The organism is Paraburkholderia sp. EG286A, assembly GCF_040965375.1.
Taxonomy (GTDB): domain Bacteria; phylum Pseudomonadota; class Gammaproteobacteria; order Burkholderiales; family Burkholderiaceae; genus Paraburkholderia.
In genome coordinates, this window is sequence record NZ_JBFRCB010000008.1 from 22,023 (window position 1) to 38,297 (window position 16,275).

11 protein-coding genes are annotated in these 16,275 nt (G+C 64.9%); 6 read left to right on the forward strand and 5 right to left on the reverse strand.

Features of this window, described 5'->3' with window-relative positions:
- Positions 1 to 15: 15 nt before the first annotated feature.
- Positions 16 to 1,767 carry a SulP family inorganic anion transporter gene (locus tag AB4Y35_RS32070; protein ID WP_368707577.1) on the reverse strand — a complete coding sequence of 584 codons (1,752 nt, stop codon included), beginning with the start codon at positions 1,765 to 1,767 and terminating at the stop codon, positions 16 to 18.
- Positions 1,768 to 2,208: 441 nt separating this feature from the next.
- Between AB4Y35_RS32070 and AB4Y35_RS32075 the strand changes: the two genes are divergently transcribed.
- The 3 genes from AB4Y35_RS32075 (at position 2,209) to fabI (ending at position 6,669) form a co-directional block, all read left to right on the forward strand.
- A complete protein-coding gene (locus AB4Y35_RS32075) occupies positions 2,209 to 4,599 on the forward strand; it encodes a DUF3141 domain-containing protein (RefSeq protein WP_368707578.1) in 2,391 nt (796 codons plus the stop codon).
- Between the two features lie 78 nt (positions 4,600 to 4,677).
- Positions 4,678 to 5,859, forward strand: a complete 1,182-nt coding sequence (locus AB4Y35_RS32080) for an acetate/propionate family kinase (protein WP_368707579.1) — start codon at positions 4,678 to 4,680, stop codon at positions 5,857 to 5,859.
- 27 nt (positions 5,860 to 5,886) lie between these two features.
- Positions 5,887 to 6,669, forward strand: coding sequence for an enoyl-ACP reductase FabI (fabI, locus tag AB4Y35_RS32085; protein WP_368690616.1), 783 nt, complete (start codon positions 5,887 to 5,889; stop codon positions 6,667 to 6,669).
- Between the two features lie 52 nt (positions 6,670 to 6,721).
- On the opposite strand, the gene AB4Y35_RS32090 is transcribed toward fabI, so the two are convergent.
- Together AB4Y35_RS32090 and AB4Y35_RS32095 are read right to left on the reverse strand one after the other, a co-directional pair.
- Positions 6,722 to 8,269: a methyl-accepting chemotaxis protein gene (locus AB4Y35_RS32090; RefSeq protein WP_368707580.1), complete on the reverse strand. Its 1,548-nt coding sequence runs from the start codon at positions 8,267 to 8,269 to the stop codon at positions 6,722 to 6,724.
- Positions 8,270 to 8,435: 166 nt separating this feature from the next.
- A complete protein-coding gene (locus tag AB4Y35_RS32095; RefSeq protein WP_368707581.1) occupies positions 8,436 to 10,841 on the reverse strand; it encodes a putative bifunctional diguanylate cyclase/phosphodiesterase in 2,406 nt (801 codons plus the stop codon).
- 243 nt (positions 10,842 to 11,084) lie between these two features.
- Between AB4Y35_RS32095 and AB4Y35_RS32100 the strand changes: the two genes are divergently transcribed.
- The 3 genes from AB4Y35_RS32100 (at position 11,085) to AB4Y35_RS32110 (ending at position 13,697) form a co-directional block, all read left to right on the forward strand.
- Positions 11,085 to 11,417 carry a PilZ domain-containing protein gene (locus AB4Y35_RS32100; RefSeq protein WP_368690811.1) on the forward strand — a complete coding sequence of 111 codons (333 nt, stop codon included), beginning with the start codon at positions 11,085 to 11,087 and terminating at the stop codon, positions 11,415 to 11,417.
- Between the two features lie 60 nt (positions 11,418 to 11,477).
- On the forward strand, positions 11,478 to 11,732 hold the full coding sequence (locus AB4Y35_RS32105) for a hypothetical protein (protein WP_368707582.1): 255 nt from the start codon (positions 11,478 to 11,480) through the stop codon (positions 11,730 to 11,732).
- Positions 11,733 to 12,014: 282 nt separating this feature from the next.
- Entirely contained in the window at positions 12,015 to 13,697 is a 1,683-nt protein-coding gene (locus AB4Y35_RS32110; RefSeq protein WP_368707583.1) for an alkaline phosphatase family protein, read from the forward strand.
- Between the two features lie 78 nt (positions 13,698 to 13,775).
- Here AB4Y35_RS32110 and AB4Y35_RS32115 read toward each other — a convergent pair whose 3' ends face one another.
- Together AB4Y35_RS32115 and AB4Y35_RS32120 are read right to left on the reverse strand one after the other, a co-directional pair.
- Positions 13,776 to 15,566: an FAD-binding protein gene (locus tag AB4Y35_RS32115; protein ID WP_368707584.1), complete on the reverse strand. Its 1,791-nt coding sequence runs from the start codon at positions 15,564 to 15,566 to the stop codon at positions 13,776 to 13,778.
- 350 nt (positions 15,567 to 15,916) lie between these two features.
- Positions 15,917 to 16,255 carry a hypothetical protein gene (locus tag AB4Y35_RS32120; RefSeq protein WP_368707585.1) on the reverse strand — a complete coding sequence of 113 codons (339 nt, stop codon included), beginning with the start codon at positions 16,253 to 16,255 and terminating at the stop codon, positions 15,917 to 15,919.
- Positions 16,256 to 16,275: the final 20 nt, after the last annotated feature.

Genomic DNA, 16,275 nt, shown 5'->3' on the forward strand with positions numbered 1-16,275 from the left:
GGAGGAGATGAGCGGTCATGGCGTTCTCTGTCCGGGATGGCGACTGGCAGACGATACGCCCTCGCGCGAAATGGCATGCTGCGCTTCCCACCACGCGGCTAGCGCCTGTTCGAGATTGAGGAACATGCGCTCGTGTCCAAGCACGCTGCCGAGCGGCGCCTTCTCGACCACGGCGAAGACTTCGGGATTGAGGCCCACCACCCAGACTTCGATCCCGCTCTCGCGACATTGCTTCTCGGCCTCGGTCAGCATCTTCAATGCTGTGTACTCCACATCGAATACGGCCCGCATATCGAGCGCCATGACCCTGGGGCGCGTCTGGGCGAGCAGCGGCATGATCTTGTGCACGATGTTGGCGGCGTTGAGAAAGAAAATGCGTCCCTCGGGACGCAGGAGCAGCAGTCCGGGAAAGTCCTCGTCGTTTGGATGCTCGTCCGATACCGGGCGGAATACGTTCGTGCCGGGCTTGCGCCGCAGCACGTACACAGGGGGATCGGAGACCTGATGGGCGAGTGCGAAGAGTGAGACGACGATGGCGATCAGAATGCCTTGCAGCGTGCCGAGCAGCACGACGCCCACCAGCGCCACGACCGCCCAGACGAACTCGGTCCGCCGGATGGCGAGGATCGCGCGGAAGTCCGCCGGATTGAGCAGGCCGATCGAATAGACGATCACCACGGCAGCGAGCGTGGCGTGCGGCATGAGGCCGATGACGGGCGCGAGCAGCACCATGGTGCCGAGCGTCACGGCCGCGGTGGCGAGTTCGGCCAGTTGCGAATGCGCACCGGCCAGCCGGTTGACGGCCGTCTGGGTCGTCCCGCCGCCCGCGGGCATCGAGCCGAACAGCGCGCCCAGCGCATTGCCCAGGCCCGTCGCCAGCAGTTCGCGGTTCGGCAGCGGAACGGGTTCCCCGCTGAGCGCGAATGCGCGCCCTGAAGCAATCGTTTCGGTAAAACTCATCAAGGCAATGCCCACCGCCGCCGGCCAGAGCGCGCCGATCAGCGAGAGATCCGGCATCACGAACGACGGCAGTCCGGTCGGGATCTCGCCGACGACCTCCACGCCGTACCGCTGCACGCCGGCAAAAGCGACGCACGCAATCCCGAGCGCCACCGCAATGAGCGGGGCCGGGGACTTCGGATACCAGTGTTCGAGCGCGACCAGCACGACGATCGTCAGCGCGCCCATGGCAACCGTCGCCATCGACGCATGGGGAAGCCCTGCAGCGAGCGCATACACGTTATGAAAGAACGATCCTTTCACGACGTGAATGCCAATCAGTTTCGGCAGTTGATCGAGCACGATGACGATGGCGATGCCGGCCTTGAAGCCCGTCAGCACCGGCTCGGAAATGAAGTTCGCGACAAACCCCAGCCTGAGCAAGGCAGCGAGCGCGAGAAAGAGGCCGACGAGCAGCGTGAGCGTGGCGGTCGCGACGACCAGTTGGGCGGTGTTGCCATCGGGCGCAACCTGACCGAGCGCGGCCGCGCTCAGGATGGCCAGCGTCGCGCTGGTGCTGACGCTCAGTGGCCTTGACGTACCGAAGAGCGCGTAGATCACCATCGGCACGAACGCCGTGTAGAGCCCGGTCTCGACCGGCAGTCCGGCAACGGTCGCGTAAGCCATCGCTTTCGGCAACACGACAGCCGCCGCCGTGACGCCCGCGACGATGTCGGGTTTGATCCACGCTGTCCGGTAGTCGCGTACCCATTCGAGCACGGGAAGACGAAAGCTGGATTTGCGGTGCGACGCGGACTGATCGCGCATGATGCTGTGGCCTCCAGGAACAGAAACACTACCGACGCACATCTACGTCGAATGTCTCACCGCTGCCTTCCCGTGGGCTACTGCATTCAACATGCCGAAGCGGAAATTTGACGAATCCCATGTTGTGGATCAAACGTCAATCGGACTTTGGTCCTACTGCGGCGAGAGCAATCGTAACGGCAGGGTATGGGCCGATGGTCCTATAGAGAAAGCACGCGAGCGGTTGCACGATTCAGTTCGTGCAAGCGGCATCGTCGCCGGCCCGGCGCGGCCCGTAACGAACCTGTCACGTGCGTCTGCCAGTGTCTACAGAGACAGCAGCCATGTCCGCCTTTGCGGCTACGCGCGTGACTGCCCGGCATATTCGTAAGCATTCCTTTCATTCAATCGAGGCGGCGGACGTGGCGTTTGCCTCCCGCTCGCGGACCAGAAGGTGATGCCATGACCGACCTAGCCAATCAATATGCGCGTTGCCAGGAAACAGGCGGCAAAGTTGCCCGGGTCCTCGCAAAGCGATCGCAAGTCGCGCAAACCCAATTCAGTCAGCGCTTAGCGGATGCGGCTGAGCGCCTGGGCGAGAGCGATCAACCCGCTTCGGCGAGCCCCGCATGGGCGACTGCGCTGGACCCCTGGGCCGGCTACCGCTACGCGGTGGATGTCGCCGAGCGTTCCGTGCTGTTCTGGGACACCTTGCGTCAGCGCGGCAATGGTTTCGTCGAGCAGGCGCGCAACGGTCTGCAACCCGTCCTCCATTTCGGCCACGAACTCGTGATCGACGGCCGCAAGCTGGCGCGGCCGGTCAACTACGCGCTCGTGCGCCTGCTGCCGCCCGACGGTGTGGTCATCGACGTTAGCAAGCGTCCGTATGTGATCATCGACCCGCGTGCGGGCCACGGTCCCGGCATCGGCGGGTTCAAGGACGATTCGCAGGCCGGCGTTGCGCTCAAGGCCGGCCACTCCGTGTATTTCGTGATCTTCTTTCGCGATCCGGAGCCCGGCCAGACCCTGCTCGATGTCTGTGCGGCGGAAGCGCAGTTCGTCAAGAAGGTGTGCGAACTGCACCCGGACAGCCCGAAACCGGCGATCGTCGGCAACTGCCAGGGCGGCTGGGCCGCCATGATGCTCGCGAGTTCCGATCCGGACCATACGGGGCCGCTAGTCATCAACGGCGCGCCGATGTCGTACTGGAGCGGCGCGTGGAGCGAAGGCGAGGGCGACAACCCCATGCGCTACTCGGGCGGCATGCTGGGCGGCACCTGGCTCGCGTCGCTGACGGCCGATCTCGGCAACGGCAAGTTCGACGGCGCCCATCTCGTGCAGAACTTCGAGAACCTCAATCCCGCCAACAGTCTGTGGGACAAGTACTACCACCTGTTCGACAATGCCGACACCGAGCCGCCGCGCTTCCTCGACTTCGAGCGCTGGTGGGGCGGCTACTACCTGATGAACCGCGAGGAGATCGAGTGGATCACGCGCAACCTGTTCGTCGGCAACACGCTCTGGTCGGGCGAGGTTCGGGGTCTCGACGGGACGGCGTTTGATCTGCGGGAAATCAAGTCGCCGATCATCCTGTTCGCGTCACTGGGCGACAACATCACGCCGCCGCAGCAGGCATTCAACTGGGTCGCCGATATTTACGGCAGCACGGAGGAAATCAAGGCGCGCGGTCAGGTGATCGTGGGGCTCGTGCACCAGAGCATCGGCCATCTCGGCATCTTCGTTTCGGGCAAGGTGGCGAAGAAGGAGCATCAGCAGATCGCCTCCGTGCTCGAAGCGATCGAAGCCTTCCCGCCCGGTCTCTACGGCATGGAGATCGCCGAGCGCCGGGGCGAAGACGGTAAGACGGAATACGACGTGTCGTTCCGCGAGTACCGGCTCGAAGATATCGCCGGGCGCCTGAACCGGTTCGAGCGTAGCGATGAGCAGCCGTTCGAAGCCGTCAAGCGCGTATCGGAGTTGAACCAGCGCGCGTACGAGCTATTCCTGCAGCCGTGGGTACGGGCGTGGTCGAACGAAACGACGGCGAACCTGCAGCGGCAGTTTCATCCGCTTCGCGCGCAACGCTGGGCGCTTTCGGACCTGAATCCGTGGCTCGCATGGCTTGGGCCGGCTGCCGAGGCGGTCCGGGCAAAGCGGCATGCCGAAGCCCATGAGGACACCCGGTTGCGGGAATTCGAACACTATGGCTCGGAGATGATCAGTGCGTCGCTCGACTTCTATCGCGCGATGCGCGACGCCATGACGGAGAGCGCGTTCTTTTCCTTCTACGGCAACATGTACGCCGTCGAACACGGCGAAGAGGCGCGAGCCCGACCCGCCGCGGCGGCCGGAGACCACCGCGATTTGCCCTACGTGAGGGACGCGTTGGCGTCGATGACCGAAGGCGGCTACACGGAGGCGCTGGCTCGCGCCGCTTGCCTGCTCGCGCGCCGGGGCGAGCCGCTCCCGCTCGCGCGGCTTGCGCTGCGCAGCGAACTCGCGAAGGACTATGCCGCGTATTTGCCCCAGCTTCCGGGCGACCAGTGGAGGCGCGTGCGCGGCGAGCAGGAAATCATCGTGCGTTACGAGCCGGAACAGGCGCTCGCCACGCTGCCGCATCTGCTGGAAGACCCGAAGGACCGGGAGAAGCTGCTCGGACTGGCCGAAAAGCTGCTGGCGGACCGGCGCGTTCAGGACGCCGGGCCGACCGCCACGCAGCTCAGCATGCTTGAGAAGATCCGTTCGTCCCTGCCGCTGGAACGTGCGCCGGCAGTCCGGTCCGCCGCAACGATGCATGAGGTCCCCGAGGCCCCGACCACCCGCGTGGCACCCGATCTCAAGGAGGCGTCGTGAAGCGCGAACACGAAAAGTATTTGCGGCTTGCCAGCGGTCCGTCGTTGCTCGCCGGCGCGCGAGCGGCAGGGTAGCACCATGGCCGACGTCATCCTCGTTCTCAATGCCGGTTCGTCGAGCATCAAGTTCAGCGCGTTCAATGCGCAGCCGGACGATCTGCCGCTTGTCATGCACGGCCAGATCGAAGGGCTGCTGACGGCGCCGCGTTTCGTCGCGTTCGATGGCAAAGGCGTGCTGACCGGGAGTCAGGACTGGGGCACTCAACCCCTTGGGCATGATGAGGCCGTTGCTCACATCGCCCAGTTCCTGCGCAGTCATCGCGACGGCAACCACCTGGTCGCCGTCGGGCATCGCGTGGTGCATGGCGGCCAGGCATTCTCGAAGCCCGTGGCCGTCACGCCCGCTGTGCTGGACGAACTCGACAAGCTCACGCCGCTCGCGCCGCTCCATCAGCCTCACAACCTGAAGCCGATTCGCGTCATCGCCGAACGCAACCCGGAGTTGCCGCAAGTCGCGTGTTTCGACACGGCGTTTCATGCGACACAGCCTGCGCTTGCCTCGACGTTCGCGCTGCCGGCAGCGTTGACGGAGCGAGGTGTGCGGCGCTACGGCTTCCACGGCCTGTCTTATGAGTACATCGCCAGCACGCTGCCCGATGTGGCTCCCGACGCCGCGAAAGGCCGCACCGTCGTCGCGCATCTCGGCAATGGCGCGAGCATGTGTGCGATGGACGCGGGCAGGAGTATGGCGAGCACGATGGGCTTCACCGCGCTCGACGGGCTGCCCATGGGCACGCGCAGCGGCAATCTCGATCCCGGCGCGATTCTTTATCTGCTCGACGAACTGAAGATGGATACGCGCGGCGTCGAAGACCTGCTGTACCGCCGTTCGGGGCTGCTGGGGGTCTCGGGTATTTCGGGCGACATGCGTACGCTGCTGGCGAGCCACGACGCGCGCGCGGCCTTCGCCGTCGAGCTGTACGCGTATCGCATCGGACGCGAACTGGGATCGCTCGCCGCCGCGCTGCAGGGGCTCGACGCGCTGGTTTTCACGGCGGGCATCGGCGAGCACTCGCCGGAGATCCGGCGGCGGGCCTGCGCACAGGCTCGCTGGTGCGGGGTGGAAATCGACAGCAGGGCGAACGAAGCGGGCGGTCCCTGCATCAGCACGGCGTCGAGCAAGGTCTCGGTCTGGGTGATACCGACCAACGAAGAACTCATGATCGCCCGCCACACGCGTGACGTGACGGGCATTGCGTGAATCTGCGCGCTTGCCTTGGAGAGTCTGATGAGCCAGAGCGTTCAACACCCGGTGCTGACCGGAAAGAAGGCGTTGGTGACGGGTATCGCCAACGAGCATTCGATCGCCTACGGCTGCGCGAAGGCGTTCCACGAAGTGGGCGCCGATCTCGCGATCACCTATGCCGACGAGAAGGCCAGGCCATACGTGGAGCCGCTGGCAAAAGACCTCGGAGCGCCAATATTCATGCCGTTCAACGTCTCGAAGCAGGAGGAGCTGGAGGCGCTATTCGAGCGGATCGCGAGCGAATGGGGCGAACTCGACATCCTCGTGCATTCCGTCGCATGGGCGCCGAAGAACGATTTGCAGGGCGGGTTGCTCAACTGCTCCGCCGAGGGCTTTGCGGCGGCCATGGACATTTCATGCCATTCGTTCGTGCGCATGGCCCGGCTCGCTGCACCACTGATGAAGCAGGGCGGCACCATGTTCGCGATGAGCTATTACGGCGCGAACAAGGTGGTCCCCAACTACAACGTCATGGGTCCGGTCAAGGCGGCGCTGGAAGCGTGCGCACGCTATCTGGCGTATGAACTGGGTCCGCAGCAGATCCGCGTGCACGCCGTATCGCCCGGGCCGCTGAAAACACGCGCGGCATCGGGTCTGAAGGACTTCGACGTGCTGCTCACCCAGGCGGCGGAACGGGCGCCGCTTGGCGAACTGGTCGACATCATGGACGTCGGCTTCACCTGCGCGTACCTCGCAACGCCCTACGCGCGGCGCCTGTCTGGCGAAACGCTTTATGTGGACGGCGGCGTTCACATCATGGCGTAGGCGCGCGAACGCCGCTTCCAGTCGCGCATTCAGTCGGGCCCGCCGTCGCGCATCACAGCTGGAATGCGCGCACCGCCGAGCGCAACGTTTCTGCCTGTGCCCGCAGTGCGCCGGCTGCTTGAACGCCGTCCTGCACGAAGGCGGCGTTTTGCTGGGTGACGCGATCCATCACCGTGACGGCCGCGTTCACCTGCTCGATGCCGGTGCTTTGTTCTTCTGACGCATCGGCGATCGAATCGACCAGCTGGGCGACTCCTCGCACCGCGCCAAGCAGATCGACGATGGTCGCGGCGGCGGCTTCGACGGCGTGATTGCTCTGATCCACCTCCGCCGTCATTTCCTTGATGAGCGTGTCGATTTCCTTGGCCGCGCCCGAGCTGCGTTCCGCAAGCGCGCGCACTTCCTGCGCGACGACCGCGAAGCCTCGCCCCTGGCTTCCGGCGCGCGCCGCTTCCACGGCGGCGTTCAGCGCCAGCAGATTCGTCTGGAACGAGATGCCGTCGATCACCGAGGTAATTTCCTGAATGCGCGCCGAGCGCTGCGCGAGCGCCCGCATGCGCTCACCCGCGTCGCGCGCGGCACGGTCGCCGTCGCCGGCTTTGGTCGACGCGATGCCGGCGAGCGTGCGGGCCTGCGTCGCATGACCCGCGTTCGAGCGCACCATGGTGGAGAGTTGCGCCATGCTCGACGAGGTCTGCTGAATGCTGGCCGCGTGTTCTTCGGTGCGCTGGGCCAGCGTGCCGTTGCCCGACGCGAGTTGCGCGGTCGCCTCCGCGATGGTTTCAGCCGAATCGCGGATGCCGCCGATAATCGCGGCGAGCCGCTGCTGCATGGCCTTCATGGCGTAGAGCACGCTGCGCGTGTCGCCCGGTTTGACCACGACCTCGACCGAGAGGTCGCCCGCCGCGACGCGATTGGCGAGCTGCGCGGCCACGAACGGCTCCGAGCCGAGGTCGCGAAACAGGCTGCGCGCCATCGAGGCGCACAGGGCGGCAACCCCGGCGAGCCCGACGACGATGAGCCCGACCACGAGCCATTCGACCACTTGCCCCGTCTTGCGCGCGCGTTCGTATTCCGAGTGCGCATCGGCGAGTTCGAGCGCGCGCAGCTGCGCGCCCTGCGTCTTCACGGTCTTCGAGAGCGGATCGATGGTCTGCGTCTGCACCCACTGCGCTTCAGAGAGATTGTTCGCCCCGAGCAGTTGCACGGCGGGGCGCAGCCCCTTGTCGCGCAGCGTGGTCCAGTTCGCGGAAAACGCCTCGGCGCGGCGGCGGCCGTCGCCCGAATCCGTGTGCGACAACCAGGCTTGCATGAGCGCGTCGATGCGCGCAATGCGGCTCGTCGTACCTTCGACCACGAGCTGGGTTTTTTGCGCGGAGGGATCGAGGATGGCGTCGCTCACCGAAAAGCTCGCTTCGGTGACCAGTTCGTCGATCGTCGAGATCGCCTGGAGCGCCTGCACGCGGCCCTCGAACATGTTCTGGAGCGTGCCGATCGACGTCGACACGCCGAACAGACCCACCGCGCCGATACACAGCGAAACCAGAACGACCGCCGTGCTCAACAGAACGAGCCGGGATTTGATAGTGAGCTTGCGCATGAAAAACTCGCGAGGGCGCGCTCGGTGAAGCGGGCGGGCATGAATCGGGAATGAACGGACGGCCACGAGGGCGGCGCGTCTTTTTACGGCGGATCGACTGAAACGTTGAGTGAATTTTTTGTGACGCGGCTAATCGTCGCGCCGCGCGAGCGCGCCGTAGCGCGGTTCACGCGGGCAGCGGCGCCGGACGTGCTGCCGCATTCGCCGCGATGTCGGCAATTGCGCCGGCGCTCACGGCGTGGCTGTACAGGAAACCCTGGGCATGCGTGCAGCCGTTTTGCAGCAGGAAATCGCGGTGTCCGCTGGTTTCGACGCCTTCCGCGATCAGTTCGAAATTGAGCGCCTTCGCCACGGCGATGACGGCGAGCGTGATCGCTTCCGTTTCCGTGTCCTGGCCGATCTCGCGCACGAATTCGCGGTCGATCTTGAGGCGATCGACGCGAAAGCGCTTGAGATACCCGAGGCTCGAATAACCCGTGCCGAAATCGTCGATGGCGACGCGCACGCCCATCTCCCGCAGACCGGCCAGCGTGCGCGCGGCGAGATCGGGCGTGCGCATGAGTGCGCCCTCGGTCACCTCGAGTTCGAGCAGCGCCGGCGGCAGACCCGTATCGCGCAGTGCCTCCCGCACCTGGCCCATCAGGTCGCCATGCTCGAACTGCAACGGCGAGACGTTGACGGAGACGCGGATCGGCCGCGCCGGGTCCAGATTCCAGCGTGCCGCTTCCCGGCATGCCTCGCGCAGCACCCATTCGCCGATGCCGCGAATCAGGCCGGTTTCCTCGGCGACCGGGATGAACACCGCCGGCGACACGCTGCCGAGTTCCGCGTCGGTCCAGCGCAGCAGCGCCTCGGCGCCGATCATCGTGCCTGTCGCCATATCGATTTGCGGCTGATACAGCACGGTCAACGCGCCGTTGCGGAACGCCTGGCGCAGGCGCGTCGAAATGCGCAAGCGCGAGGTCGCGGCCTCGCTCAGTTCCGGGCGATAGAACTGGTACTGGTTGCGGCCGTTCTGCTTGGCCAGATACATCGCGGCGTCGGCGTTGCGCACCAAGGCGTCGGCGTCGTCGCCGTCGGCGGGGTAGAGGCTGATGCCGATGCTGGCCTCGATGAAGAGTTCGTGTCCCGCCACCTGGATCGGTTCCGTCATTGCGGCGAGCAGCGCGTCGAGCAGCGGTTCGAGCAACGGGGCGGTGCCGTCGGCGATGACCATGAACTCGTCGCCGCCATAGCGCGCCACGGTTCCGCGTTCGCCGACGACGCGCTCGATGCGCCGCGCGATCTGGGCCAGCAGCGCGTCGCCGATGCGGTGGCCGAGCGAGTCGTTGACCTCCTTGAAATTGTCGAGATCGAGGAAGATCATCGCCAGCGTCTTGCCCGTCCGGCTCGCCAGTTGCAGCTCGCGGGTCGCACGCTCGTCGAAATACTTGCGGTTCGTGAGACCGGTGAGCGCGTCGTATTCGGCCCGGTGCCTGAGTTCGGCCTGAGCGGCGAGTTGCGTCGTGACGTCCTCCATCACGCAAAGGGTCGCGCTGCGGCCGTCGAAATCCGTTTGCAGCTGGAACACGTTCATCGAGCGCAGCTCGCCGCTTTTCGTTCTGTGTTCCCAGATGGCCGTGTCGTCGTCCTGGGCGCGCGCGTGCGAAAACGATGCTCCATGCAGCGCAGTCTTGTTCATGCGCAGGTCGGCAAGCGTCAGCGAGAGCATCTCGCTCGCGCGATAGCCCAGGGCTTTTGCCGCCATGTCGTTGACGGCGACGAGCCGCATGGACGCGTCGTCGACGATCCAGATCGGCAGCGGGTTGAGCTGAAAGAGGCGCTTGTATTTCTTGCGGTTCACGTCCGCCGTCTGGAGCGCTTTGCGCAACGATTTCGTGATGCGCGCGTTGCGGCGCAGGAAGGCCAGCAGCAGGAGTGCCGCCGCCAGTCCCGAGCCGAGCAGGAGCGCCGAGGCCATTTGCGAATCACGCGACGCCCTGCTGACCGACCGGTCGAGATGCGCGTCTTCGTCCATGCGGATCTCGCCGATCTTCTGCATCGTCTGGAAAAAGCGCGCGTCGAGTTCGCCCAGCGACGGCGTAGCCACCGTCACGCTGCCCGGCTTGAGCATGGACAGCATCGCGAGCCGGTTGCTCAGGGCGCCCAGATGGCGAATCATGTCCTTCAACTCGTCGAGCAGGGCGATGCAGCGCTCGCGGCCTTCGCAGGTCCGCTGCGCCGCGTTGGCGTTGTCGATCAGCGCCGGAAGCGGATAAATGTAGGCGGCGCGCCGGTAGAACGGCCGCGTGCCGATGACCGTGTAGAGCTGCTCATGCTCATCGAGAAGCGCGTTCTGCAGTTCGTCGAGATCGCGCTTGGCCGATTCCACGGCACGCTGCTGCGCGAGCGCATAGCGCTGCTCATGAGATTGCCGCAGGGCGATGACGGTGTTCAGGGCGATGGCCGACAGGATTGCAACGAGCGCCAGCGGCGCAACCAGGCGTGTTTTTTGTGCGCGCCATACGTGCAGCACGCGCCATAGCCCGATGAGCGCCGGCCGGGCGGCCGGATTTCGTGCGCTATCCGCCATCTTGCTGTCCTCACGCTGCATACTCGTCACCCTGCGCCCACAATCAATGCAATTGACATATCGACAAAGATCCGCGCAACTTGAGGGCAGGCAATCGCTATTTCGCCAGGGCGGATTGGGGGCACGTGAAGAGCGGCCGAACTGTTCAGGCGCTTAATTGTGCGCAGTCACGTTAAAATCCCGACGCTCAATAAAAATGAAACGTTGAAAACAGGTGCCATGCGTATGCGAAGTGGACTGGATATGCGTCGGGAGGTCCGTACGCCGATGTTGTTCGCCCCGCTGCTTCTGAACAAGGACGGCAAGGCTCTCGCCCAGGTCGCCGACCTCAGCTCGCGCGGGGCGCTCCTGCACGCGCGCAACGGTCTGCTGTTCCGCGGAGAGACGGTCTCGGGGTGGCTGCAGTCGGCGCCGATCGACGACGAAGACGAGATCGTCCTGGCCGTCGCGCTCGATGTTCGCTGGATCTCCGAGGATCAGGACAGAGGGTGGAGCCGCGTGGGTTGCGAGATGCACCCGCTGGATCAGCGCTCGATGGCCCGGCTGCAGGATCTCATTGCGAAGGCCGCGCCCTAGCCGATCAACGAGTCACGCCCAGACGCTAAAGTTTGTGTGCCGGCCGCCGAAAATCCCAGCATGGCGCACGAACAACCCAAACCACCGCAAGACGATCCGATCTGGGCAGAAGCACGGGCGCTGGAAGCCAGCATCCGCGCGATCAGACGGGCACAGGGAAAGCGGAATCCCGAAGACTGTCTACCGGGCAGCCCGGAATCTTTCGCGGTCATGGAAGCGTTCGTGCGCGATGTCGGGCGTGTGCTCGCGCTCGATATGCTCGAGCGCGAAAAGGGCAATGACATCGATCTGAACGGGGCGGGCTCGACTGGTTAGACGATTAACGCAATAAATGATAAACATTATCATCAGGATTCCAGATTGACATCGGAAATGGATTAATCGCTTGAAATAGATCGCCGCATTCACAACCTCATGGAATAGCCGCGCCGCCCTGATACAACCTGTTACATTGAGTCAAACGCACGTCCCTCAAGCCTCCCGCGCTCCTGTGGAAGACAACCGAAAGTAATCTTTCACGGCATTTTCTCATTCCGCGACTTATCTCCTCTTGGGCGCTTTCGCGCCCAATTCATAATTCATATCAAGAGGTGAAGAATGAACGCGATTGGAAAATGGTTTGGAGTCAGGGCAATCGTCAGTGCGAGCGTGCTGGCGTTTGCGAGCATGGCCGCGGCAGCGCAGGATCAGGATGGCGATCACAACCAGCAATACACGCACGTTTTGCTGATCAGTGTGGACGGGATGCACGAGGCCGACCTGGAAAACTACATCAAGACACACCCGCAATCCACCTTCGCGAAGCTCGTCAAACACGGTGTCGAGTACACCCACGCCTCGACGTCCCGGCCCTCCGACTCGTATCCCGGGCTCCTTGCATTCGCAACCGGCGGCAGCCCGCTGAGCCACGGCGTCTTCTATGACGACACCTACGACGCGACCCTGTACCCGCCGGGCAGCAATTGCACGGGCACGCCCGGCACCGAGGTGACCAACTTCGAAGCGCTCGACTGGGATCTCACCCAGCTCGACGGCGGTTCGCCGCCTGCGGGGGCCACGTACGACCCGCGCAATCCGCACATCAATCCCGCGAAGCTTCCACTGCGCAAGACGGCCGGCGGCGCCTGCGTGCAGGTCTGGCCGCATCTGTACATGAAGAACGGCACGAACACGATCTTCGAGATCATTCATCAGGCCGGCATGCGCACCGCGTGGTCGGACAAGCACCCGGCCTACGAGATCGTGAACGGGCCTTCGGGGCTGGGACTCGACGAACTCTACGCGCCCGAGATCAACTCGACCTCGCTGCAAGCCAATGGCTTCCCGAGCGCGCCCGCGACCGACGACTGGACCGCCGACCCGATATATACCCGGGCTTATGACGGCTTCAAAGTCAAGGTCGTATTGAACTGGATTCATGGGCTCGATCAGACCGGCGCGAAGCAGGTGGGCGTCCCCGCGATCTTCGGCATGAACTTCCAGGCGGTGAGCGTCGGACAGAAGGTCACGTCCGCGATGGAAGGCACGACCACGACGCGCGGCGGCTATCTCGACGCCGCCGGGACGCCGACCGTGCCGCTCGAACAGTCGCTCGACTTCGTCGATGCCTCGCTGGGCCAGATGTACGACGCGCTCAAAGCGGGCCATCTCCTGCATTCGACGCTGTTCATCGTCGGCGGCAAGCATGGCCAGTCGCCGATCGACCTGAAGAAGCTTCACATGCTGAGCGGTTCGAAGAACGCGTATGCCACCGCTGACGTGAGCGATGTCGCCACCGTGCTCGGCAATGGCGGCGTGCCGGTCGCCCAGGAAACGGCCGACGACGTGTCGCTCATCTGGCTCAAGAACCACGGCGATGCGGCAAAGGCGGTCTCGCTCATTGACGCTGACGTGGCGAGCGGCAATTCCACTCACATCCAGACGCTCTACCACGACGCAGCGCTGAAGGCGATCTGGGGCGACCCTGCCCAGGGCCGGGTGCCCGACCTCATCATTCAGCCGATACCCGGAACGATCTACAGCAAGAGCGCGGCGAAGCTGGCAGAGCACGGCGGACTCTACACCGACGATACGAACACGCTGCTGGTGGTCTCCAACCCGAAGCTGCGGAAGAATGTCGTCAATACGCCGGTGACCAACATGCAGGTGGCGCCGACCATCCTGAAGGCGCTCGGTCTCGACCCGCACAAGCTGGTTGCCGTTCAGCGTGAAGGCACCCAGGTCCTTCCGGGCCTCCAGACCACGGGAGACGACGACTCGGGTGGCAATTCGCAGCAGTAGCCGTGAGCGCGCGGGCGGTCCACGTTTGGCTTGGGGCCGCCGGCGTGTCGTGAAGATGCGCACCCGCCGCCGCAACGTTCACGATTGCGCGGGCGTAAAGCCGTCGGGACTCCAGTCCTCGCTGCCCACGCCGTGATGGACGTAAAAGAAACCTTCCGGGTCGTAGCGATCCTTGATCGTTTTCAGCCGCGTGTAGTTGACGCCCCAAAACGCTTCGCGCCAATCGTTGCGAAAAAAATCGGTCTCCGAAATATAGGAGCCGCTTTGCGGCGACAGCGCCTTGAGAATCGTCGCAGCCCTGCCGATATTTTCGGCGTTGCGATGTGCCTGCGCCATGTCAGGCGCGGGGATGGGCAGGCCGGGAAACGGCGGCGGGCCGCCGGTGGCGACGATCATCAGGCCGAAGGCGTCGGCGACTTTCGGATTCGTCGCGCACTGGCGCGCCTGCTCGTTCACCTCCCGCGGCGCACCCGCGAGTCCCTTGTTGAAATGCAGCTCGACGGCCTGAAACTGGGCCGCCGCCACGAAGGCGTCAACGAGCCGGCCGCGCTGCGCCGGTTCGAGAAGGGCCGCGGGCAGCCATTGCGATTCGTAGGCGTGCAGGAAGGCGGAGGCCTGCTCGCCATCGCCTTGCCACCAGCCGTGGTTGTGCGTGGCGCCCGCGCGCGGGTCGGGCACGAGTCCCGGGTTGGCTTCGACGTCCCACCAGCGGCGCGACGGGCCGGCGCCGACGCGCGGTCCTTCGTTGAAGGTGAAATCCGCCGGCGAGGCGCGCACCCAATCGATGAAGGGCGCCCAGACCGACTTGACCTGATGGTCGTCGAGGCCCTGGCACACCATCGCCACCTCGATCTCGTCGCTGTGAAAGATGAAGCGCTCGCCCCATGCCGGGTTGAACAGATGTTCTGCGTAGTGATCGACCAGTCGCGCAGCGAGCCGTCGGTAAGCCTCGTGCGATGAAGTCTTGACCTTGAACCTGGCCCAGCCGAAGTTGTCGGGCAGGTCATGGGTCTGCAGCGTGAGCCTCGTCACCACACCGAAACTGCCGCCGCCGCCTCCTTTGAGCGCCCAGAAAAGATCGGGCTCCTGGCATGCGTTGACCGTGCGGACAACGCCATCGGCGGTGACGATCTCCGCCTGGAGCAGACTCGCGGCCGCGAGTCCGTAGCGCTTCGACCAGGACCCGAAGCCGCCGCCCAGAACGAGGCCGGCGACACCCACGGTCGTACATCCGCCGCCCTGAACGTAGCGTCCCGCCTGCGTCGTGACGGCGGTATAGACGTCGATCCACATGCAGCCTGCCTCCACCGTCACAGCCGGCTGTGGCGGCGTCGGGCAGCCGGCCGGCACGAACGCGTCATGGAGTGCGATGCGGTTCATCCCGCGCGTCCAGATCAGCAGGGAATCCGGCGCGTTCGAGCCGCCAAGGTAGCTGTGGCCGCCGCCTTTTACCACCAGGCGCAAGTTGTGTCGGCGCGCGAAGTTGACGCCCGCGACGACGTCCGCGGTCGAGCGGGCCGCCACTGCGTAGGCGCTTGCGTGCGCCGTCCATGCATCGAGCCAGCCGGAGATCTGGGTGGCGCCGGGATCGTCGCCGAGCGCGAACGGATTGCGCGCTTCCTTGATTCTCGCGAGGCACTCTGGCGCGTGGGGCGCTTGCGCGCAGGTCTGCCAGATCGTGGTGGGTTGCAGCAAATTTCCGCCGACTGCCTGGCTCAACGCCTCCCATTCCGGCGCTTTCGGCCACGCGGGATCGCCGGGCCGGATGCGGCCCGCGCGAGCGGCGGCAGGCAGCGCGCCGGCGAAACTCGAGGTAGCGGTGAGGCACGGCAACGCGACAACCCCCTTTAGCAGGCAGCGTCGTTTCATGACGGCTTTTCTCCTCGCGACGAGCGAAACGCTTAGTTTTCCCAATTATGAGGCAGCGCCGCCAGAGCCCGCTGAAGCGAGCGGCCGGCTTCGACGATCGCCGCGTCTAACCCGTCGAGCAGCAAGCGCACTCGCGGATCGCGCGGTCAGGATGGGTGTACTTCACGGTGTTGACGAGCCATGTGGCACCGCACCGGCCGCACCGTCCCGCCATCGGCGTAAAGCGGTTTTTAGCGCAGAGGGGTCAGGGGTTCTTTTCATGATATCAGCAATGCTGCGCGCCTCATGGGCGCGCAGCATGTCGCGGGCCGCGGCGCTCGCTTGCGCCTCGCTGTCGTCCTGGCGTGCCGTTATTGCTGGTCGGCCGGGGACACGACGCTCGGGGTCGCGAGCGAATTGTTGCTCTTCGGCCCGCTGGTGTGAGGCGCCACGTCAGGGTTCATGCCCTGCTGCTGGGGTGAGTTCGGCGCGGTCATACCCATGCCGCTATCGGAGTTCGTGGCGCCAGGCATGCCGTAGCCGCTCGACGTGTCGTTCATCTGGTTCGTCGTCGCTGCGGGCGCCGTGCCAGGGTTCGATGAGCCGCTGCCGCCCATGCCTGCGCCCGCCGGCGCCGTTTGTGCATACGCACCGCCCGACAGTGCGAGCAGGGCGGCGGCCGCGATAAGGGTGCTGGTTGCCTTGTTCATGATCCGTACCTCCTTGAGAC

Excerpts from the sequence above, each read along its gene's own strand:
- AB4Y35_RS32120 (WP_368707585.1), bottom strand. The coding sequence starts at position 16,255 with ATGAACAAGGCAACCAGCACCCTTATCGCGGCCGCCGCCCTGCTCGCA.
- AB4Y35_RS32105 (WP_368707582.1), top strand. The coding sequence starts at position 11,478 with ATGGCGCACGAACAACCCAAACCACCGCAAGACGATCCGATCTGGGCA.
- AB4Y35_RS32115 (WP_368707584.1), bottom strand. The coding sequence starts at position 15,566 with ATGAAACGACGCTGCCTGCTAAAGGGGGTTGTCGCGTTGCCGTGCCTC.
- AB4Y35_RS32090 (WP_368707580.1), bottom strand. The coding sequence starts at position 8,269 with ATGCGCAAGCTCACTATCAAATCCCGGCTCGTTCTGTTGAGCACGGCG.
- AB4Y35_RS32100 (WP_368690811.1), top strand. The coding sequence starts at position 11,085 with ATGCGTCGGGAGGTCCGTACGCCGATGTTGTTCGCCCCGCTGCTTCTG.
- AB4Y35_RS32110 (WP_368707583.1), top strand. The coding sequence starts at position 12,015 with ATGAACGCGATTGGAAAATGGTTTGGAGTCAGGGCAATCGTCAGTGCG.
- AB4Y35_RS32095 (WP_368707581.1), bottom strand. The coding sequence starts at position 10,841 with ATGGCGGATAGCGCACGAAATCCGGCCGCCCGGCCGGCGCTCATCGGG.
- fabI (WP_368690616.1), top strand. The coding sequence starts at position 5,887 with ATGAGCCAGAGCGTTCAACACCCGGTGCTGACCGGAAAGAAGGCGTTG.
- AB4Y35_RS32075 (WP_368707578.1), top strand. The coding sequence starts at position 2,209 with ATGACCGACCTAGCCAATCAATATGCGCGTTGCCAGGAAACAGGCGGC.
- AB4Y35_RS32070 (WP_368707577.1), bottom strand. The coding sequence starts at position 1,767 with ATGCGCGATCAGTCCGCGTCGCACCGCAAATCCAGCTTTCGTCTTCCC.
- AB4Y35_RS32080 (WP_368707579.1), top strand. The coding sequence starts at position 4,678 with ATGGCCGACGTCATCCTCGTTCTCAATGCCGGTTCGTCGAGCATCAAG.